This window comes from Streptomyces sp. NPDC048420 (assembly GCF_040651535.1).
In the GTDB taxonomy this organism is placed as follows: Bacteria; Actinomycetota; Actinomycetes; order Streptomycetales; family Streptomycetaceae; genus Streptomyces.
Map to the genome: position 1 here is coordinate 196,392 of NZ_JBEZKG010000004.1, position 18,868 is coordinate 215,259.

Below are 18,868 nucleotides of genomic sequence, written 5' to 3' on the forward strand. Positions count from 1 at the left end.
GATGACAGGTGAAGCGGTGGCCGAGTCCCTGACATCCGCCTTCGACGTCGCCGAGTACATCCTGCAGAAGCGCGCCGCAGCCGAGCCCGACCGGCCGGCGTGGACCGAGATGAAACTCCAGAAGCTCGTTCACTACTGACAGGCCTGGCACCTCGCCTGGGAGGGCAGAGCCCTCTTCCCGGAAGCGATCCAGGCCTGGGTCTCCGGGCCCGGCTGCCCTGCGCTCTACCAGCTGCATCAGGGCCACTTCGACATCGAGGCCGCTTCTTCGCCAAGCGGCTGCGCGTGCGCAGCGATCTCGGAACTACCTGAGCACCAGCAGAAAGAGAGAGACCACCACCATGTACAACATCCCCCTACGCAGGCGCTCGTTCCTTCGCGGCTGGGCGATCGCGATCGCGGCCATCGCCGTCCTGGTCGCGAGCCTGGTCATCTGGGGCAACCAGTTGAGAAGCCGGGAAACCCAGGACCGTGCCGTCATGGCCAACACGAAGATCGTCTACGCCGCGGACCCCGTTCAGAAGCTCGTCGAGCGTGCCGACGGCAGCTACTACAGGGCCACGACCGCCTCGGAGTATTCGTACGACATCAGCTACGACTACACGACGGTCCAGGACCGGGGCGTCGTCGTGCACGGCATGGTGACCACCCAGGAGCAGAGGCCGACGGGCTTCCTCTGGTCCCAGAAGACCTTCGCCAACGACATCACGGTCCGGATCATCGATCCGCACGAAGCGGACCGGACGCCGCGGCTGGAGCGGCTGCGCTGCACGGTCCAGCCCATCGACCCCTCGAAGCCGAGCTACACCGGCGACCCGCACGACAGGAGTCGGTTGAAGATCGGGCCCGACCAGGAAGGCACGGACGCAGGAAGCCTAAGTGGTCTCTTCTCGAACGGCGGCCAGCAGCTGTGCCAGGACCAGATCACGATTCTCGTGCCGGACGGCAGCATCCAGCCGTAACCGACTGGGGCTCACCTCTGGGCGTCGGCAGGTGAATTCCGCGGAGCCCCCGTCGGCTGAGCATGATGCTCGCCGGGCGGGGGTCTCTCTTTTTCTGCCTGATCAGCGGAGCTGATCCGGTCTGGTCTTCAGGGCATGAGGACCCGTGCACGGCGCGCGGCAAGGCGGCCCGCATCGCGGCGGTCGCCGAGCTGCACGACGGCAACGCCCCGAGGCTCCGGCCCCGTCGGAGTACCGCAACGGCGCGGGCGGCACCCTCGGGCAGACGGAGGCCGCGCCGGTCGAGGTGGAGGCCACCAGGAGCAGGAGACGGCCGAGACCGCGCGCACGGAGGCCACGGCGGAGGCTGCGGCCGGTCGGGCCGCCCCCACCCCAGAGGCACGGCCCCCGCGTGCCCTCAGCGGCGGGTGAGCCCCGAGCGCCGTATGGCGATCAGCGCCGGTCTGATCCCCGCCCCTTTGCACGGACCAGGACGCACCGCTCCTCTGATCCACCCGCGCCGCCCGGTAGGCCGGTTGCCCGGTCGAGCCGGGCCGCACGCACTCAGCCCCACCCACACCCCATCGGTATGAGAGGTACACCATGACTTCCTGGCCCCACGACCTGAGCAAGACCGCCCCCGCCGCTGCCGAGCGCACCGGCGCGATCCTCACGGCCGCGCTGACGGCGCACGGTGTCTCCTTCCGCGTGGTCAAGCCCTGGCGTTCCCTGCCTGGTGCCTCCCTGGTGACCACCGCTGCGGGCCAGCCGGGCGTGTGGATCGACGCGCACTCCTACACTGACCGCCGCGCCGTGTCCGGCTATGACGTGCCGCTGGCCGGACTGTTCGGCATCAGTGCTGTGATCACCGACGATTTCAACACCCGCCACGTGCACGGCGACTTCACCGAGGCGCCCGCCGACATCACCGACCCGGCGGCCGCCGCCGACGCCATGGCATCGGCCGTCGCCGCCCACCTGGCGGCCTATCCGTCCCTGGCCGGCGCGCAGTGGATCACCATCGCATCCCACCCGGCCAGCCGCACCGAATACCGGGAAGTCGTCACCGCACACGGCACGTGGGCCCACACATCCTCCCCCACCGGCTACACCACCGGCCCCAGCCTGGACACCGCAAGCGTCTGGGGCGCCTACCAGCGGCGCGTGGCCGACCTCACCGCCGAGCCCCGCTGACCCCGCGACCGGCCGCCCCACTGGCGGCCGGTCGCCTCCCACACACCCATCACATCAGACAAGGAACCCAGAGAAGATCATGAGCACCGAACGCATCCGGCCCAAGTACCGCAAAGACCGCAACGGCTACGTCTTCAGCCACCAGTACACCGACGCCGACGGAAAATCCGTCAGACGCTCGGTCCGCGTCTCCCGGATCACTCCCACCCGGTGGCAGTCGTTCGACTACTACAGCGACAAGCAGATCGAGGGCACCATCACCACCGGCCGCGACACGTCCGCCTTCGCCGCGATGGACGCCATCGACCGCGAAACCGCGAACGAGCAGCAGGTAACGGCTGGGGAGGGCTCCGGCACGGGCGACACCGTGCTCGCCGCTCCGGACGTCACCGGGCCGCCCCCGCTCGCGTCGTCCTCCCAGGCCGCGCCGGCCGTGGTCGCCGACGTCGAGGTGCGGCCGGTCCCGGCACCACAGGCGAACGTCCTGCCCCACCTGCGCCCTACCGACCAGGGGGCCCAGGACGAGGCGTGGCGCCGGAGCGACGCGGTTGAGGGGGTGGTGGTCGGCCGGTTCGCGAACGGCACGAAAGGCAGCCTGCCCAAGGACTCCGAACACGAGGACGTGAAGGCCGCGCTCCAGGTGCTCGCGGGCACCGAGAAGCACCACATGCGGCTGAAGGTGGCACTCCTGCGGGACGAGTACGACGCAGACGACCCCTCAACGTTCGACGTGGACGAGGCCCGCGGTGCCTGGGTAGTGCCCGGCGAGATGCCGGGCATGGTGAAGATCTACATCCTCCTCGCTGGTCAGTACATCCGCTACGCGCACCGCTACCCGCACGCGACGAAGAGGGCCGCCCAGGTCCAGGAGGACACATGGACGGTCGAGAAGAAGATCTACGCCGACCGCTTCCGCGAAGTCGGCTGGCACGTGGAGGACGGCCACAAGACCGGCCTGGGCGTGATCGTATGGAAGCCTGGCACTCGTCCCGCGCTCCCGGCCGCCCACGCCGCACAGGCAACTGTCGGCAGCGACGGAGAGGCGGCAGACACGGAGCTGCCCGAGCCGCCTAAGCCCCCGGCCCAGACACGCCCCGGAGCGTCACTGAAGGAACACGCCTACTCGGGGCACATGATGCTCTTCGACGCGGCCGTACGGCTGGAGGACTTCCGCCGCCACCGGGACCGGCAGTACCTCGCCCCAGCCGCGCACCTCACCCGCCATGCCGCCGCCACATTCAAGGCTCGCGTCGGCGACGGCAGCGAACTCACGTGGGATCTCGTCACCCGCTACCTCGTCGAGATCCGCTCGTGCTTCTACGCCGTCGACCGTGACATCTCGTTCGACCCGAACCCGCCCGCCGGGGACATGTTCGCCCGTGACCCCGCAACCAGCCTGCCCGACCTGTGCCCCGAAGGCCACATGGCGGTCATGAACGCCGCCCGGCACCTCGACTTCGCCGCCCGAAGGGACGACGGCTCGGCAGCCGACTGGGCGGACCGTCAGGCATGGCTTGCCGCCGACCACTTCCGCGACACACTCGCCAACGGAAACCGGGCAACGTGGGTGATGATCTGTCGCTACGCAGCCGAGCTGCACGCCGCGACCTTGCGCGCCCGCCGCGAACACCGCACCGGCGCCAGCTCCTGAACTCTTCTGGTGGTACCGGCTCGGCTCCACCTGGGACCTGATCCCTGCATATCGCACCGCGCGCGGCCTGACCGGCCAGGGCGCCTGACACCCCAACCCCCTTACGGCGCACTGCAGCTGGGCGGGGCGTCCACGGCCACGGAACCCGAACCAACCCGAGGAGAACCCCGCATGTCCACGTTCACCGCACGCCCCAGCCTCACCAAGACGCGCCCCGCGTACGACAGCCACACCGGCGCCATGCTCCGTGAGGCGCTCGAAGCGCTCGGGATCGTGCACCACGTGGACCAGCCGTGGCGCGGGCTGCCTACGGAGTACCTGGTGTGCAGCGTGCCGGGGCGTGCACGGGTGTGGATCCACTGTGTGGCCGACCCGTCCGCCCGCACCCCGGAGGGCCGCCGGTTCGCCGATCACTACGACCTGCCCACGGTCGCACTGTGGGCCGTGGCCGCCATGGTCACCGACGACGAGTCAACCCGGTTCGTGTTCAACGGGTTTGGTGACGAGCACAAGCCCAGGCCGAGCGCGGGCATGCAGGCCGGGCAGTGCGCTGCCGCCGTGGCCGACCACTTCCGGCTGACGCTGCCGGAGCCGAAGTACACCTGCCTTGATCAGCCTGCACTGCGCGCGCGTTATCGAGTGGATCGAGGCCGACGGGCAGGGCGCTTGGTACGACTCGTCCAACTGGATCGGGTGCGTGGACGGCGAGAGCCTGCACGCCCCGGAGCCGCTGTGCGGCTGGTGCGAGGACTACGGGCTTATCGAGATCTTCGACGACTCCACCGACGCCCTGAAGGGTCACACCACGTGCGACAACGCGCCGTGTGTCGCCCGGCGCATCATGCGCAGCGATCAGGCCGAGCGCGAGCGCCAGGCAGCGCAGGCGCAGGCCGCCGCGCACGAGTGCACCGGCCCCCTGTGCTGTCCCCCGTTCTAACCCTCATGGCGCCCCCGACCCTGCGACGAGTGCGGGCGGGTCGGCCGGTTCGAGACCGGCCGGGGGCACTCAGCACGAACCCGACCACGGCAGCAACCCGAGAGAGGAACCCCCAGCATGACCACGCAGGCCCGCAGCATCGTCCGGGAGATCGGCACCCGCTCGTACCGCCGGTACACCCCGACCAACGGCCGTGCGCCGGAGGGAACCGAGTACGGCGTAGACGGCTGGCTGTTCGACCTGCCCGGCGAGACGCTCAACGGCCTCCGGTTCCCGCAGCGCACCTATGCGGCGTACCAGGTGACCAGGAACACGGAGTTGGTTTGGATGGTGCGCGAAGTCGGTGGCGAGCGGCGGCAGGTCGGCAGCCACAGCACCACCCGTAAGGGCGCGCTCGCGCTGGCGGCCGGCGCGGTTGCCCACGAGCGGGAGAAGACGGCCGCAACCGTGACATCCGCGCCGGCAACTCGTGACCAGGGCACCCGTGCACACGGCGCCGCGCGGCGTATGGCCGCCGAGGGCGGCGAGCGCACCCAGGTGGCGGCCACCATGGACGAGCGGCTAGAGCGGATGCGTGCGGGCCAGCTCGCCGTCCTGCCGACCGTAGCGGAAATCCGGATGGCGTACCCGCTCGCCGGTGGGGGCGCCACTCTGCGGCTGATGACCGCCGAGGGCAGCACGGCGGAACGCCACATGATCCCGCTCACCGAGCGGGGCGCGGCCGGTCGGGAGAACGACCCGGCCGGGATCTACCTGGACGCCATCACCGACGGCGCGAACACGGAAGGGCTGAAGATCGCCGCCGGGTGGCACCTGATGCGGCTTGGCTTCAACTACGCGCGCGGCGCGGCCTGGGCGCCGTACACCGGCAGCGCGAGCAGCGAGGCGCAATGGAAGGAGTGGGCGCCGATGCTGCCCGACGGGCACCGGTGGCCGCACACGGTGCGCGTCGCCATCGTGCCGACCGCCGAACACCTCGCCTACATAGACCGCGCGTACGGTCCCGCGCCGGAACTGCCGGACCTTCCCGCCGGTGTGAGCGCGCACCCGTCCGGCCCGCGTTCCTGGCAGATCAGCTACGCCAACCGCCGGTTCTGGCAGCTCTCCTACTGGCCCCGTATGGGCGGCGACGTGTGGACCCTGTACGCCGACCCCGCCCGAACCAAGTCCCTCGCCAGGGCCGCGAGCCCCGGCGAACTCCTCGCCACCATCCCCGCCCGTGACGCCGAAGCACAGGCCCGCGCGGCGGCCCGCAAAGGCTACTGAGGGGCGGCACGATGACTTTCACGATCACCGCGGCGCGCGGCCGGTTGGTCCGGCGCCACACGGCCAGCATGCGTCCCACGGAGACGCGATCCTCCGCCTCGTCTGGGCCTCGGAGCACTTCAACTCGAAGCAGGAGCTGGAGAGTGAAGGAACTGAGTTCCGGCTGATCGGCTGGAGCGAGTGATCCCGCCCGCATCCCAGTGAAGCCCGCTCCCCCGGCGCACCGGCCCCACCACCCTGAGGAACCCGAGATGACCGAGGCCTGCCAGGAGCCATGATCGCCTTCCCGCGCACTACCAACCCGCCTACTGCCTCGCCGCAGCGGAGCTTGCGCTGGCTGCGTAAGGAGACTTCGATGCGTATCTCTCGAATCGTCCGCCAGACATCCGTGAAGCGCGGCGACGAGTGGACGCTGACCGTGTCCACCATCCAGGTCGACTTCCGCGCCTACGAGACCACCGTCTTCGACGACACCCCCGACAAGCGGCTTGAAGGCTGGCTGCTCGGCGACCGGATCGTCGAGACCACTGTCGACAAGGCCAGCACCCGCGAAGAGGCCATGGCCCAGCACCGCGAAGCCCTGTACGCGGCCCGCACCGAGACGCCGAAACCGCCCGCCAACTAGGAGACCGTCATGACCCGCCAGACCGCCGCCCCGTTCGACCACGTCAGCCTCAACCCCTCGTACCAGTCGGCCCGCTGGCTCGCCCGCCGCGTCGTCGAGGGTGAGATTGACGCCAACCCGCCCTACCAGCGCGGCAGCGTATGGACTGGACCCGCCGGACCTCAACCGATAGGAACAGCATGACCACCACCGACTGGCCGTTCGGCACCGACGCCGACCGCGACGACCCGCTGACCAAGCTGCGCATCCCCGTCGTTACCAGCTTCAACCCTGAGTTGAAGTACATCGCCGCCTGCATCGACGTCGACATCGACCCGTACAGCTGGGGCAGCAAGGAACGGCCCACCGACTGGGGATATCGCGTCGTCACCTGGCAGTGCGGTCCGCTGTTCGTGCCCGGCCCGCCCGGATCCGAATCCCGCCAGACCGTAGGCCCGCTGTCTCTGGAACAGGCCATGGACCGCGACCACGACATCTACCCGAAGCGGCGGCTGGACTGGAAGGCCGCGCACCCGGAGGTATTCCCGACGTGAGCGACCCCGACCCCGTCGGCTTCCTGGCCGCTCAGCTCGGCCCACGGCTCGCCGCCCGCCTCACCACTCCGCAGCAGCAGGCAGACGCCGCTCGCATCCTTCAACAGCTCGCCCAGGTGGAAGGCGAGGCGACCGCCCGCGCGTGGATGGTCGGCATGAACCCACACCTCGACAACATGGCGCCCATCCACGCCATCGCCGATGGGCGGATGCGGGACGTCGAAGCTGCAGCCCGTGCATACCTGAACGGAGACTGGACGTGAGACTCCGCCAAGCCCACGCCATCCTCAAAACCGTCACAGCGCTCGAAGCGGCCGCCCCCGGCATCGACATGGCGCCCTTCGACTGCGGCGAACCCGGCCACACCCCGCCCAGCGACGGCGTTCAGATGGAAGGCAGCTGAGAACTCACCGACCCCGACAATCCAGGCCGCGACGCTCGCCACTACAACTCAGCCTGAACGCCAGCCGTGACGGCCAGGTTATCGAGGCCGCTGGACGCCAACGCTCGTGGTGGTCCATCGACCGCAACCTCCCTTCGGCGCCGAGCAGCCGGCGAAGTCGCTGGAGGGTTGCTACCACTACGCCGCCGGGCCGCAGCGCTGAAGGATCGGGCCATGTCTGAGATCAACGCCAACCAGGGCGACCCGCAGCAGGAAACCGTCGCGTACCTCATGGGCAGTTTCTGGTTCTGCCCGCCCTGCGCACGGGAGCGGGACGACATCGAGACGTTGATGCCCGCGCGACGCGCGGACCTGATGGACGTCTACGCGTACCTCTGCGACCAGGGTGGGAAGCCCATCCGCTGACTGATCGTCACAGCAGAAGCGATGCCCGGGGTTGTGGCGGGTTCTATTGATCCCCGCAACACCCTGGAGTTGAGGTGGAGTGAGCCGCCCCGGTGCCGCGGCTGCAAACGCCAGATGAAGCACCGCACCCCATCCGGCTACGAGCCGGGCTGCGAACGCCGCTTCAACGGCATCCCGGCCCGGATCCGCACAAACAGCCGCGACGACCAAATACCCGGCGAGGAAGAACTTGTCTTCGAATAGTGCGCAGTGACCTTGTGGAGCCTCTGATGACCGACACCGATTCCCGAGCCGTCCAGCTCGCTGAGTCCCGCTACCGCAACGGCTACGGGCCGACCGTCGCCGAATCCTGGGACGAACTCCTCCCGAGCACCCTTCAGTTCCTCGTCAGCGAGGCCGAGTCATGGCTGGGCGCTGCCGTCGCCGCCGGACTCATGCCGCCCGCCGCCCCGACCGCCGATGATCTCGCGGCCGCCGACGACCCGACGCATCTCCGCTGGGGCCTGAACGATGTCCTGTGGGGCGACGACGACACCGTGATCGTCCTCATGTCCGACGAGGAGCGGTGCCCGTACTCGCTGGAGCTCGATACCGAACACGCGACCGTACTTTGCCGAAACCTCGCCGGACCCGACAGGGAACCGACCGATGAGGAGAACGGGCGCCGGCCGTGCGGCCACGACGATTACCACGACCCCCACGAGTGGCACGACCGGCCCGGCGTTTGGTGCCCCGGCATCGGCACCGACTGACCGTGACGACCGAATGATGCAGCCCCGCCGCTGCCGGAAGGAGATCCACCGAAAGGCCCTTCGGGTGACATGGCCTCGAATCGAAAGGTGATCCCAAATGGCCTGACAGGGGGGCGAGCTGGGGGAGAGGGAATCGGATGAGACGCGGGCAGTGCGCTGCAAAGCAGCGCCGGGGCTCTCACTGCCGAATCCATCACATCTTCCCGGGGGAGATCGCCATGCCTGAGCGCGCCGAGCACGCCCTGCTCTATATCAAGTATGTCGACGACGCCCTTGCCGAGCAGGGTGTCGCCGCTGTCGAAGGCGCGATCTCCGGCATCAGTCTGAGGATCCTGGCGCGGGCTCTACCTGACGGCCGGACGTCCGTTGCTGTCTCGCTCTACAGGCGCGTGCACCGCATGCGCGCCTCGGGCAAGGCATTCCACTACTGGACCTCCGAGAAGCTCACGTCGATGGCACGCACCAAGAAGAACCTCGTCGTCCTGCGCGAGATCGACCGCCGCACCGGCAAATCCACCACCCGCCACGTCTTCTCCGAGACCCTGGTCGAGTCCTGGATCCACGGGCTGTCCGAGACGCTGCAGCAGTGGATGCGCAGCAACCCTCTGGCCCGCCGGCTCGAAGGACCGGAGCCCGAGGGAGTCGACAACGCCGTGGACCAGGCGATCACCGCGATCCGCGAACACATCGGCGGGCTACCGAACTGGAACGACCGCTTCCCGCTGCTCAAGGACGGCTGGCAGGGTCGTCCGGCCTCCGCCTACCTGCCCTATCTCGATGCCCACGACCATGCGCAGGTCGCGAAGAACCTCTTCGGCGTGCGCGCCTACCGCCGGCCGCTGGCCCGCGAGGTGGAACGTCTGGACAACAGCACCCTGAGCTGGTTCGCCATGTTCCGCGGACTGGTGCCTGTGGACTGGCTCATCGACGCAATGCGCACCACGAAAACAGCCGACGGCCGCAGCCTGATGCGCGAGCTGTCGCTCACATCCCTGCAGCAGCGAGGCATCCGCTCGATCCTGCGCCGGACTCCGCAGCCGGTGCTGCGACGGATCCTCAACGAGCCCGTCCACCAGGCGCGGCGCACGCTGGCCGATGCAGCCGACTGCACGGCTCACCGTTTGGCCGTCACCCGTGACCTCGACCTCCTTCCGGAGATCATCGCTGCCCGCGGGCAGCGCCGGGTCCGCGGCTCCCGTGACCTCGAGCACCTGGTCCGGGACCTGCCCGCAATCGAGCGCTGGCACAACCCCCGGGGCCGCACGGCCCAGCGTGTCATACAGGAGGAGATCTACGCCCTTCGCGAGATGGAGCACTACAACCGCGAGATCCGGCTGCTTCCCGAGGGCACGGCCCAGGCCGCTGACTGGGACCTCTGGAAGGACGAGGCGTTCCGCGTGCAGGCGTTGGGTCTGATCGAGGACCGTCGGCGCGAGCTGATGGCTGCCCGCGATCGTGAGCGCTACGAACGCGAGACGGCCCGCCGTCTCGAGCGGATCACGAAGCAGGCCCGGCGCCACCAATGGGCACTGCAGACGGCCGCCCTGCTGGACGGTCGGGAAGCAGCCCCTGGTCTGAGCCTTGTCGTCGCCCGTGATGCCGAGACGCTCTCCCGCTGGGGTGCGATGCTCAACAACTGCATCGGCGGGTACGCCGGCGAGCTGGAGCTGGATGTGTTCGCAGCGGTCTGCGAACCTGACGGTCGCGTGCGTCTCAACCTGCAGATCACGCAGGCGCATGGCGTAGAGCAGATCCTCGGGAAGAACAACCGCGACGCCGTGCGCGAGCTCGGCGAAGCGGCCCAGCAGGTCGTCGACGGGTTGGTCGCCATGGAAGTCAGCTTCCACTCGGAGGCTCTGGGCATGGTTGGGCTGCGACTGCCCCAGAGGACTCACTGACGCCCAATCTGTACAAGAACCCCGGCCTGGTGCTCCGGCATCAGGCCGGGGTTCTCCTTCTCTTGCTACCCGGAACTGCTCCCATCTGCCCGGAGCGCGTGGCCGCCGGTCGGTGGCCACGGAGCGCGCGACAGGCGGAGCGCACCCTGCATGCCGCGGAGGTTTTGTGTCCGCCCGTCGGTTACTGGCCGGTAGCCCCAGGGGGAGGCGGAGTCTCTCGCCGGGCGTGCGGGGCTGATTGGCTGCAGGCTCGGAGATGTGGACTGGCCCGTCTCTGTCGCTCTTGCCCAGGCCGTGCAGACTCTGCCGGTCGGCAAGGATCTTCACTACGAACCCAAGCTCGACGGTCACCGGCTTGTGCTGTGGCGCGCCGAGGAGACCGTGCGCCTGCAGAGCCGGTCCGGTCGGGACGTCACCGCGGTCTGGCTGGATCTGGCGCTCGCTGGCATGAGGCTCCCCGCCGGAGTCGTCCTCGACGGCGAGGCAGTCGTCCACATCAACGGCCGCATCAGCTTCAGCGCGGCGCAGTCACGGGCGAACTCGACGCCTGCGCGGGCCCGGCTGCTCGCGGAGCGGCATCCCGCTCACTTCGCCGTCTTCGATGTCCTGCACCATCCAGAACACGGGGACACCCGAGGCTGGTCTTACGTACGTCGCAGGGCGCTCCTCGATCAGCTTCTTGAGGAGTACGGCATGGGCCCGCCGATCCAGTCGGTGCCGACGACGACGGACGCCGACTGGGCCCGGGTCTGGTACGAGGCGCTTCAGGCGCAGGGCGTCGAGGGACTCATGATCAAGGTGGGATCGTCGACGTACAAAGGGGGATCTCGGCAATGGCGCAAGCTCCGCCACGCGGAGACCATGGATGTTGAGGTCGTCGGCTACACCGGGCCGGCCGTCCGGCCGCAGCACCTGGCCGTTCGGCTCCCCGACGGACGTGTCGCACTGTCGCAGACGCTGACGGCTCCGCTGGCCACACAGCTGGCGCCGCTCCTGACGGCCGCGGGGCCGGGCCGGCGGGCGCGCACCGGGAGGGGCGAGCCATACGCCGCGGTCGCGGTGGGCGCGGTGGTGGAAGTCTTGTCGGGTACGACCAGGCACGCGGTGGTCACTGTGACGCGGGCGAAGTAGCCGCAGGCTCTGGGAGCGTGTCATGGTGTAAACGGCTGCATGCAGCCTTTCGGCTCCGGATCCCCTCCGGACGGCCAATCTTTCGGGGATCCGTCGCCTCCTCTCTGGCCGTCAGCAGCCTGGACCTAGTGCCAGGGGCTGACGGCCTGGTGCAGTTCTATCGCTGCCGCAACAACGCGCAGCGTCCAGTAGGTGGCCGCCATCGCGGCCCCCGTGATGACGCAGGCTCCTCGAACCTTTCGCCACCAAGGGCGCTGCTCGTCCTTGCGGTCCCCTTCGTTCCACACCATGCGGTACTTCCCTTCTGCCTGGCGTAGGGGCCAGGTCACCCGGTCCTCGAACTCTCGGGACCGCGGTGTCCGAGAGGGAGTGCCTGGGGCGGGCTGTATCGCTAGCTCTATGGAAGCACTACATGTGGGGATTGCCGTATGCACCGAGCCGCAATGGGCCGCAGCATCGTGACCGGTCGTAACAACATAGCCCTTTCGTAGGGAAACAGCTTTAAGTGTCCTCTGACCTGGGAAGATTCATCGCTGTTGTATTTGCTCAAACAAATCACAATCACTGCTAGTAACTTTGTGATGTGCGTTACTAGCCCTAGATGACTGTCTCTAATTATGATCTTGATTAGGCGAGGGTCGGGAGCTTTTGCAGTCCATCCATCACACTCCCCAGATGTGATCAATCATGAGGTTTTTGCCTGTCCGGCGTCGCGCTCTTTGGTGATTGGTACACCTCTACAGGGACTCCTAAGCCCGATGTGCCGCTCTCCTTGCGGTGGCCACTCGAGCCGGCGCGCGACGAGCTGTAACGGGCGCGCCCTGGACGTCCTCCTCCTTGGTGTAGCGGGCGGCGAGATCGTGCTCCTCGCCGATCGCGTTGATCATCACCACGTCGGGTACGCCCTGCGGGCTTCGCCACTGGGGCGGGCACTCCTCGTCGAGGATGTCGGCGAAGGCGTGGGCCAGGAGAAGGTTGACGTGCGTCTGCCCCTCGCGGGTGCCGCCCCCGAGGCGCAGCGCGGCGTTGACCGCGTCCTCTGGAGCGGCCTCGTCGGCGGAGGCGGCGAGGAAGGCGTGCGCCACTGGCCGGACCTCGTTCATCGTCGGGCGGCGACTCATGAGGCTCCTCTCCGCAGCGGGGCGCGGTCCTCAGAGCTGGTGGGGGTCAGGCGTCGCTGATGCCTTCGGCGGTGCCGGACACTCCGGGTCGAAGATGCTACAGGCCGTGCTGGTCGGGTCCGGCGGACTGCTGGTGTGCGGGGCACCGGGCGATGGGTTGACGGGAGCCGTGACCGACGGGCGGGCGTGGTGTCGGTCGAGGCACCGCGGTCGTGGGCGATGACGACGAGCACGGCGACGGTCAGGGCCAAGGCGAGGCGCCAGCAGACAACCATCACGCACAGTAGGCGTGTGCACCGCGTGCAGGTGTGTTCCTCGAGCAGGGGGAGAGCGGGGGGTAGGGAACGGGGTCGGACACGGGTGATCCTTCGGTACGGGGACTGGATGGCCGGACGGTGCCCGCCCCAGAGCCTTTGCGTCGCGCGGTGCCGATTCGGGTTGCCCGACGGGGGCCAGGCTTGCCGGGTATGGAGCTACACAGCCTGGAGTGAGGCGGGGCAAACCTGCGGGTTGCCACGACTACCGCCTCCGGTGCCACCGAGAGGGTCGAACCCCCGGCGAGCGCCGTGCCTCTTCCTTCAGCCGCGGATCTCGATGTCCGCAGGCAGGAACAGGGCACGGGCCTGGTGCTCGGCACGGAGGAACAGCAGGATGGCCGAGTCGTCGAACGCGTACTGGTCGCACAGTGCACAGTCAAGGTGCGGCTCCGTCGGCACACCCCTGCGGTGCTCCTGCAGAACGTGGCGGGCGAACAGACCAGAGCGCAGGTCGGTCAGCGGCACGTCGAGGGTGAAGCACAGATTCGATAGCTCATAGGCGGCGACCGCGCCCCGGTACATCCGGCAGCATTCGGCGCAGTGCGCCATCCAGTCCGGCACGTCGAGTCCATCCGCATGGGCCGACCGTAGGACCCGGCGCGGGGCGCGAGGGCGACGTTCACCGGCCCGGAGCCCGAATCGCCCGCTCAGGGCCTCCCTCGAACAGATGCAATTGCAGGCCCGTCGGTGTCACTCGGACCAGTGGACGGTGTGGCCTGATCGACCAGAGCGAGCGCCGCCGCGCCGGCCTCGATCCTGACGGGGCGCTCGGTCTCTTCGGCCTTGTCGTCATTGACGGGGTATACGCGCCCGTCAGCGGAGCGGTACAGCGTCCCGGCCTCGATCAGCACCAGCACCCGCTCGGGGCTGACCGTGCGTCCGGCGTGCGCGAACTTGTTGCCGTCGTGCTGCCACAGCAGACCAGCGGCGGCAATCTCGATGATCTCGGCATCGGTGCCCGGGGTTGCGGTGGGGATGAACTCGCGAGAGACATGGAGGAGTTCGCCGCCGTCGGCCTGGTCGTCGTCCTCATCGGAGGTGACATCGTCGCCCACGAACATCACAGCGTCGAGTACCCACGCGCGGGCCTCTGACATCGCCTTGAGTTCGGTTCGGTCCCCCTTTCCGTCGAGCGTGCCGCCCGTGGAGAACTCCCAGCCGTCCGGCGTCCACTCCCAAAGCATCCGCACGACCCGGCCGCGGTCCTCGTTCACGTCGTGGACTTGCACCACGGCTGCACTCGCTGGGTGAACCAGGGTGCGCGACGTCCACCGGCCGGACTTCTCGGCCTCGGAGATGAGCGCGACCGCTTCTGCCGGGAGTCGCTTGGACTCCTCATCAAGGCGGGCCGCCTTCTCCTCGGCCGCCGCCTTCTCGGCCTTCTCAATCTCCTCGTCCACCGGCGTTTCCCCCGGCCAGTACTGACGAGCGGACAGCAGCCGGTACGGCTGTCCCTTCACGCCGTTGTGGGCGGTGTCGGTCTCCGGCTCAGTGACGGCCTCCGCCTTCATCACCCGGGACCACAGGCGGTAAGCCCGCTCCCCGTCCTCCGTGAGGCCGAAGGCGCGCACGCCAGGCGCCACGGCGAACACCTTCACGTACCCGGCCGACCACAGCGCCGGGATACGGTTCCGTTTGATACGGGCCGACACGTCGGCACGGTCCGGGCTGACGTCGTACGCCTTGAACCCCCAGCGCGTCTCCTGGACCTTGCCCTCACGGATCCAGCCCAGCGCCCGCCACTGGTCGCGGGAGAAGCTCAGGGCCGCGGCCTGCTCGATCTCGGCCGGTGTGACCACACCCTCATCACGGCGCGCGTGGTCGTGGGCGTGCAGCTGGGCGGCGAGCTCGGCGTCGACCCGGTTGTCGAACTGCATCGCCGCGCTCTCGTACTCGGTTCCGTCGCCGACCTTGTCCACCCACACCGTCACCGGGGCGTGCCGGGTGCACTCGACACCCCAACGGGTCTGCGCCAGGTCGAACGCGGCGGCTCGGGCGAACGCCTTACCGCTGTACGCCTCACCAACGGCCATCGGCTCGGCCTTGTTGCCGTCGTCGGCCGCGGACGGCTCGGGGGCGGACGCAACGACCGGGACGGCCACCGGCTCACCGTCGGCGTGCCTGCGGACGATGTTCCGGACGTCTTCAACCAGGAACTCGCCGTCGATCACGGACGGGCTGCCGATCGCGTCGTGGCTGCTCTGCTGTGTGTTCGTGCTGCCTGCCGGAAGAGCGGGGAAGTCCTCAATCCCCCGCGCTGCCAGTTCCCGGCACTCCCCGCACCGCCGTTCCATCGGCCACACCCCCCTGCAGCACCGGCGCGGCGCCCTGGCCTCCGCCTCCCGGGCCGCCTCACGCTGGGCCTCCCGGCGGTCCCGGATCCGCGCACGCCTCATCAGCGCCTCGGTGCGCTTGCGCGTCTTCTCCGCCTCGACGGCCGCCCGCTCCGCGCACTTGCGGGCGACGGCCAGGCGGCGGCGTTCCTCACCACCCCCGGGGAGCACCGGCAAGGCGTGCGCGTCCTGCCCGCCGAGGCTGTCCCACTGGCGGGCACGGCGGGCCTTGCGAACGGACGCCATGACGTCGGCCTCATCGCGCAGCACGCCCGGCCCGGCAGCCTCGGCGAGCCTGAGCGCCTCGTATCCGTCCTCTGTCGCCACGACCAAGCCCGACGAGTGACGCGCGAGGTATCCGCAGCGGGCGAGTAGCCACACCCGCTCACTCTTGACCCGCCGGCCCGTACGGCCGTCCGCATCCACCGCGCGAAACCCGGAACCGTCGGCCTTCAAACCACCGGCTGCGGCCAGGCGGACCGTCGCCACGAACGCAGCGCTCCAACCGAGAGCGGCCATGGTCCGCGCGGCGTCGCTGTCCGGACCCTGCGAGCCGGCCGCGACCTGGGGGCTAGGGACCAGCGCCAGCCGGGAGCAGGGGGCCGCCCCGAAGGGGGCGGCCGTCGTCTTGCGGTGCGCCAGAGCGCCCCCCTCGCGCGCAGATTGCCGAATGAGCGTCCGGCCGTCGGCCGTGCCGGGGGCGTGCCCGGTGACCGGCGCGGAGACAGCCGACCCGCGCCAGGCCGGAACGTCGTCGTTCTCGACGTCAGAAATCGTCATCGCTGCACCTCCAGAGCAGCAGCTGGCTTTTCGGTGGTCTCCTGAGGTGACACGATCCTCATCCGCCGTGATCCACTGACGGCCTGGCCCAGCCAGAGCCTCCGACTCCAGCCGCCCAGGACATGGGCTGGAGTGGGCCACGTCTCGAAGATTTCCAGCGTGAGGACGTCGGACCGACGTACCACCGCGGGGATGTGGAGCAGTGTCAGGTGGATATAGATCATGTGCATGGCCTGCGGTGCTATGTCCTCTGCCGTCACATGCAGCTGCGTCTGTGGGTTCAGACCGTGCTCGAGCATCGCCTGCGACAGAGCAACCATGAACGCGCCCGCGCCGCAGGTGGGTTCATAGACATCGGCGAAGCCACCCCGCTGCACCTGCTCGACCACCGTGTCGATCTGCGTCGCGGCCATCAGCTGGGCGATGTCATAGGGCGTGTAGTACTGGCCGAGCCGCTCGTTGCCGAGCTCCAACTCCATGTAGAGGCGGCCGAGTACGTCGCAGGGCTCGCGCTCCATCTCTGTGGTCACCAGAGCCAGGGCGTGCGCGAAGCGGTCCAGCTCGGCGCGGTCGTAACGGCCGGCGATCTGGAGGTACTGAGCCTCGCGCGCCTGCCAGATCTCGCTCCCGCGGACGTCCACGGCGTTACGCATCGCCAGCGCCACCATCTCGACGAAGTTGTCGAAGACCTCACTCATCCGCCTCGCGCCGGTGTTCGCCGCCAACAGCTTCACGATCTCCCGGTAGCCGCTCATGCGCTCGGCACCACAACAGCCGGAGCCTCGGAGTCCGGACGACACGGTGGGCCTCCGGATCGAAAGGAAAGACGTGCAGGTTCCAGGCACCTTGAGCGGCGGGCCCGCAGGAACCCGTACGGGCGTCCGTGAGTCATACCGTGCCCTCGGCTGTCGTGGCTGATTCAGCGGGGGGCTGTGAGTCGTCCTTCTTCGCCTGCTCGGCGAGGATCTGTTTCACCAGCCAGGCCGGTGCCCGTGTTGCGATGGCGATGTCGCGCCTCGTGGTACGGCGCAGGGCCAGGGCGTGCACCGCGGCACGCAGGGCCTGTTCGCGGGCGTCATCGGCGGCCCGGAGCGTCTGCAGCTCCGGTGTCACCGGGGTGAGCGTGACCGCTGCACTCACGCCGACGAGTTCGAGCCCCTCCACGGCGTTCGTCTCCGTCGCCCGTAGCGTCCGCCCGTGTGCGTAAACACCGTGCTCGGCAAGGTGGGTCACCCAGGTCCGGCCGCGCCGGTGGGCCTGGCCCTCAATGGTTTCGCTCACTCCGCGCTCCTCAAGTCCTCGATGACCTGCTGGACGAGCGTGTCCGGCACCGGGGAGGGCAGGACGATCTGCCGGTTCCCGATCCGGTACAGCGTGTGCGTGGCGCTGCTGCTGACCGCAGTGACGGTGACCCCGAGCCGGGAGGCCGCGGCCCGGATCCGCAGCAGCGGTCCGCCTTCGACGCCCACGCGTAGTCCTGCGGTGACCTCCTGGGCCCGCGTCCACTCCTCCAGACTCACCACCGGCTTGTGCACGACCTTCGGCGACCACACCCACTGGGAAATGGGGTTGCGCCGCGAGAACCCGGCGCGGCCGGTGCGGTTCGCCCGCCGGTTGTACACCTGATATCCAGTCAGCTTCGGGTTCGCGACCAGACCCTCGACCCTGTTGTAGGTCCACTCGCCGTCGATCGGGTACCGGTCGGGCTCCGCCTTGAGGATCGCGACGATGTCCGGGCCCTTCAGGTGCTCCTCGCGCCGGAGGCGGCACAGTTCCCGGGCGGCGTCGAACCGGCGTTCGTCGGGATGCGGAACGAGCTTCTTCTTCGGCCGCATCTCACCGAACCGGCCCTGCCCCCGAACCGGGGCATCCTCGTCGATCACCGCGACGTAGGGGTAGGGAGGGTAGCCGTGGTTCCATCCGTTGATGGCGTGCTGGAACTGGCCGCCCATCGACATCTCGATCATCGTCGCGCGGTAGATCTCCGCCTCGGCCTGCCCGTACCTGCGGGTACGCAGCCGGCCCGACTCGGTGCCGCCCGTCGGCTCGTTGGCGTAGATCACCTCTGCCCCGAGGCGCTCCAGCTCGTGTTCCACGGTCAGGCTGGTCAGCATGGCACGTGCCACGCGGTCGGAACGTTCGGCCAGGACGTGCGTGACGCCCATCTGCTCTGCACGGTCCACGAGGTCTTGGAGGCCGCCGTCCCGGGGCGTTGGAACACCGAGCCCGTCGTACATCTCTTGTGGTCCCAGGCCCCTCAAGTGCGTGGGCAACATCCCGGACTCCACATCCCAGAAGTGCGCTACGAATTCTTCACCCGGATCGAGGCGTTCAGCGGCGAGGACGACTTGCCGCGGGATGGACGAGGCGGGAAGCTGCCGGTCCTTGGTGGAGACACGGCCGAGGAACACCGCCCGGCGAGGACGTGTGTCGGCCTGCCGGTAGTTCGGCAGGTGGCTGAGGTCGATGGGCGGGGCGAACGGGTTGGTCATGACGTTCCTACGGACTCGGAGCGGACAGTGGTGCTCTGCTGAGGCCGCGGCGGCCACCATGGGGGGCGTTCACCGTGCGGCGTAGGCGC

The 18,868-nt window shown here is 69.0% G+C and carries 23 protein-coding genes; 16 read left to right on the forward strand and 7 right to left on the reverse strand.

Annotation, left to right across the window (positions count from 1 at the left end):
• Nucleotide 1: 1 nt before the first annotated feature.
• From AB0D34_RS08345 to AB0D34_RS08420, 16 genes are all read left to right on the forward strand, one after another.
• Nucleotides 2-139: a hypothetical protein gene (locus AB0D34_RS08345; protein ID WP_362658382.1), complete on the forward strand. Its 138-nt coding sequence runs from the start codon at nucleotides 2-4 to the stop codon at nucleotides 137-139.
• 202 nt (nucleotides 140-341) lie between these two features.
• Complete coding sequence (locus AB0D34_RS08350; RefSeq protein WP_362658385.1) at nucleotides 342-962, forward strand: hypothetical protein; 621 nt, start codon at nucleotides 342-344, stop codon at nucleotides 960-962.
• Nucleotides 963-1,544: 582 nt separating this feature from the next.
• Nucleotides 1,545-2,135 carry a hypothetical protein gene (locus AB0D34_RS08355; RefSeq protein ID WP_362658388.1) on the forward strand — a complete coding sequence of 197 codons (591 nt, stop codon included), beginning with the start codon at nucleotides 1,545-1,547 and terminating at the stop codon, nucleotides 2,133-2,135.
• Between the two features lie 79 nt (nucleotides 2,136-2,214).
• Complete coding sequence (locus tag AB0D34_RS08360) at nucleotides 2,215-3,786, forward strand: hypothetical protein (RefSeq protein ID WP_362658390.1); 1,572 nt, start codon at nucleotides 2,215-2,217, stop codon at nucleotides 3,784-3,786.
• Nucleotides 3,787-4,393: 607 nt separating this feature from the next.
• A complete protein-coding gene (locus tag AB0D34_RS08365; protein ID WP_362658393.1) occupies nucleotides 4,394-4,723 on the forward strand; it encodes a hypothetical protein in 330 nt (109 codons plus the stop codon).
• Nucleotides 4,724-4,840: 117 nt separating this feature from the next.
• Nucleotides 4,841-5,989 carry a hypothetical protein gene (locus AB0D34_RS08370; protein WP_362658396.1) on the forward strand — a complete coding sequence of 383 codons (1,149 nt, stop codon included), beginning with the start codon at nucleotides 4,841-4,843 and terminating at the stop codon, nucleotides 5,987-5,989.
• Between the two features lie 355 nt (nucleotides 5,990-6,344).
• Nucleotides 6,345-6,614 (forward strand): hypothetical protein, encoded by a 270-nt coding sequence (locus tag AB0D34_RS08375; RefSeq protein ID WP_362658398.1) that lies wholly within the window; start codon nucleotides 6,345-6,347, stop codon nucleotides 6,612-6,614.
• 9 nt (nucleotides 6,615-6,623) lie between these two features.
• Nucleotides 6,624-6,797 carry a hypothetical protein gene (locus AB0D34_RS08380; RefSeq protein ID WP_362658400.1) on the forward strand — a complete coding sequence of 58 codons (174 nt, stop codon included), beginning with the start codon at nucleotides 6,624-6,626 and terminating at the stop codon, nucleotides 6,795-6,797.
• Entirely contained in the window at nucleotides 6,794-7,147 is a 354-nt protein-coding gene (locus AB0D34_RS08385; protein ID WP_362658403.1) for a hypothetical protein, read from the forward strand. Before AB0D34_RS08380 ends, AB0D34_RS08385 begins: the two co-directional genes overlap by 4 nt.
• Nucleotides 7,144-7,410, forward strand: a complete 267-nt coding sequence (locus tag AB0D34_RS08390) for a hypothetical protein (RefSeq protein ID WP_362658406.1) — start codon at nucleotides 7,144-7,146, stop codon at nucleotides 7,408-7,410. The genes AB0D34_RS08385 and AB0D34_RS08390 overlap by 4 nt, the downstream gene beginning before the upstream one ends.
• Nucleotides 7,407-7,550, forward strand: a complete 144-nt coding sequence (locus tag AB0D34_RS08395; protein ID WP_362658408.1) for a hypothetical protein — start codon at nucleotides 7,407-7,409, stop codon at nucleotides 7,548-7,550. Before AB0D34_RS08390 ends, AB0D34_RS08395 begins: the two co-directional genes overlap by 4 nt.
• 213 nt (nucleotides 7,551-7,763) lie before the next feature.
• Complete coding sequence (locus tag AB0D34_RS08400; protein ID WP_362658410.1) at nucleotides 7,764-7,955, forward strand: hypothetical protein; 192 nt, start codon at nucleotides 7,764-7,766, stop codon at nucleotides 7,953-7,955.
• 114 nt (nucleotides 7,956-8,069) lie between these two features.
• Nucleotides 8,070-8,198 (forward strand): hypothetical protein, encoded by a 129-nt coding sequence (locus tag AB0D34_RS08405; RefSeq protein WP_362658413.1) that lies wholly within the window; start codon nucleotides 8,070-8,072, stop codon nucleotides 8,196-8,198.
• A 26-nt stretch (nucleotides 8,199-8,224) separates the two neighbouring features.
• On the forward strand, nucleotides 8,225-8,707 hold the full coding sequence (locus AB0D34_RS08410; protein WP_362658416.1) for a hypothetical protein: 483 nt from the start codon (nucleotides 8,225-8,227) through the stop codon (nucleotides 8,705-8,707).
• A gap of 218 nt (nucleotides 8,708-8,925) precedes the next feature.
• A complete protein-coding gene (locus AB0D34_RS08415; RefSeq protein ID WP_362658418.1) occupies nucleotides 8,926-10,605 on the forward strand; it encodes a hypothetical protein in 1,680 nt (559 codons plus the stop codon).
• Nucleotides 10,606-10,863: 258 nt separating this feature from the next.
• Nucleotides 10,864-11,736: a DNA ligase gene (locus tag AB0D34_RS08420; RefSeq protein ID WP_362658420.1), complete on the forward strand. Its 873-nt coding sequence runs from the start codon at nucleotides 10,864-10,866 to the stop codon at nucleotides 11,734-11,736.
• A 125-nt stretch (nucleotides 11,737-11,861) separates the two neighbouring features.
• Here the strand turns inward: AB0D34_RS08420 and AB0D34_RS08425 are convergent, their stop codons facing one another.
• The 7 genes from AB0D34_RS08425 to AB0D34_RS08455 form a co-directional block, all read right to left on the reverse strand.
• Nucleotides 11,862-12,026: a hypothetical protein gene (locus AB0D34_RS08425; RefSeq protein WP_362658423.1), complete on the reverse strand. Its 165-nt coding sequence runs from the start codon at nucleotides 12,024-12,026 to the stop codon at nucleotides 11,862-11,864.
• Between the two features lie 459 nt (nucleotides 12,027-12,485).
• Entirely contained in the window at nucleotides 12,486-12,857 is a 372-nt protein-coding gene (locus AB0D34_RS08430) for a hypothetical protein (RefSeq protein WP_362658426.1), read from the reverse strand.
• Nucleotides 12,858-13,435: 578 nt separating this feature from the next.
• Complete coding sequence (locus AB0D34_RS08435; protein WP_362658428.1) at nucleotides 13,436-13,735, reverse strand: hypothetical protein; 300 nt, start codon at nucleotides 13,733-13,735, stop codon at nucleotides 13,436-13,438.
• 86 nt (nucleotides 13,736-13,821) lie between these two features.
• Nucleotides 13,822-16,287, reverse strand: a complete 2,466-nt coding sequence (locus tag AB0D34_RS08440; protein WP_362658431.1) for a hypothetical protein — start codon at nucleotides 16,285-16,287, stop codon at nucleotides 13,822-13,824.
• Entirely contained in the window at nucleotides 16,284-17,042 is a 759-nt protein-coding gene (locus AB0D34_RS08445) for an N-6 DNA methylase (RefSeq protein ID WP_362658433.1), read from the reverse strand. Before AB0D34_RS08445 ends, AB0D34_RS08440 begins: the two co-directional genes overlap by 4 nt.
• 133 nt (nucleotides 17,043-17,175) lie before the next feature.
• Nucleotides 17,176-17,568, reverse strand: coding sequence for a hypothetical protein (locus AB0D34_RS08450; RefSeq protein WP_362658436.1), 393 nt, complete (start codon nucleotides 17,566-17,568; stop codon nucleotides 17,176-17,178).
• Nucleotides 17,565-18,779, reverse strand: coding sequence for a recombinase family protein (locus AB0D34_RS08455; protein WP_362658439.1), 1,215 nt, complete (start codon nucleotides 18,777-18,779; stop codon nucleotides 17,565-17,567). The genes AB0D34_RS08450 and AB0D34_RS08455 overlap by 4 nt, the downstream gene beginning before the upstream one ends.
• Nucleotides 18,780-18,868 lie beyond the last annotated feature (89 nt).

Bases quoted from the DNA above. Each gene is read 5' to 3' on its own strand.
- AB0D34_RS08405 (WP_362658413.1), top strand. From the start codon at position 8,070: ATGAAGCACCGCACCCCATCCGGCTACGAGCCGGGCTGCGAACGCCGC.
- AB0D34_RS08360 (WP_362658390.1), top strand. From the start codon at position 2,215: ATGAGCACCGAACGCATCCGGCCCAAGTACCGCAAAGACCGCAACGGC.
- AB0D34_RS08370 (WP_362658396.1), top strand. From the start codon at position 4,841: ATGACCACGCAGGCCCGCAGCATCGTCCGGGAGATCGGCACCCGCTCG.
- AB0D34_RS08380 (WP_362658400.1), top strand. From the start codon at position 6,624: ATGACCCGCCAGACCGCCGCCCCGTTCGACCACGTCAGCCTCAACCCC.
- AB0D34_RS08345 (WP_362658382.1), top strand. From the start codon at position 2: ATGACAGGTGAAGCGGTGGCCGAGTCCCTGACATCCGCCTTCGACGTC.
- AB0D34_RS08425 (WP_362658423.1), bottom strand. From the start codon at position 12,026: ATGGTGTGGAACGAAGGGGACCGCAAGGACGAGCAGCGCCCTTGGTGG.
- AB0D34_RS08415 (WP_362658418.1), top strand. From the start codon at position 8,926: ATGCCTGAGCGCGCCGAGCACGCCCTGCTCTATATCAAGTATGTCGAC.
- AB0D34_RS08440 (WP_362658431.1), bottom strand. From the start codon at position 16,287: ATGACGATTTCTGACGTCGAGAACGACGACGTTCCGGCCTGGCGCGGG.
- AB0D34_RS08385 (WP_362658403.1), top strand. From the start codon at position 6,794: ATGACCACCACCGACTGGCCGTTCGGCACCGACGCCGACCGCGACGAC.
- AB0D34_RS08445 (WP_362658433.1), bottom strand. From the start codon at position 17,042: ATGAGCGGCTACCGGGAGATCGTGAAGCTGTTGGCGGCGAACACCGGC.
- AB0D34_RS08430 (WP_362658426.1), bottom strand. From the start codon at position 12,857: ATGAGTCGCCGCCCGACGATGAACGAGGTCCGGCCAGTGGCGCACGCC.
- AB0D34_RS08375 (WP_362658398.1), top strand. From the start codon at position 6,345: ATGCGTATCTCTCGAATCGTCCGCCAGACATCCGTGAAGCGCGGCGAC.
- AB0D34_RS08355 (WP_362658388.1), top strand. From the start codon at position 1,545: ATGACTTCCTGGCCCCACGACCTGAGCAAGACCGCCCCCGCCGCTGCC.
- AB0D34_RS08400 (WP_362658410.1), top strand. From the start codon at position 7,764: ATGTCTGAGATCAACGCCAACCAGGGCGACCCGCAGCAGGAAACCGTC.
- AB0D34_RS08350 (WP_362658385.1), top strand. From the start codon at position 342: ATGTACAACATCCCCCTACGCAGGCGCTCGTTCCTTCGCGGCTGGGCG.
- AB0D34_RS08455 (WP_362658439.1), bottom strand. From the start codon at position 18,779: ATGACCAACCCGTTCGCCCCGCCCATCGACCTCAGCCACCTGCCGAAC.
- AB0D34_RS08410 (WP_362658416.1), top strand. From the start codon at position 8,225: ATGACCGACACCGATTCCCGAGCCGTCCAGCTCGCTGAGTCCCGCTAC.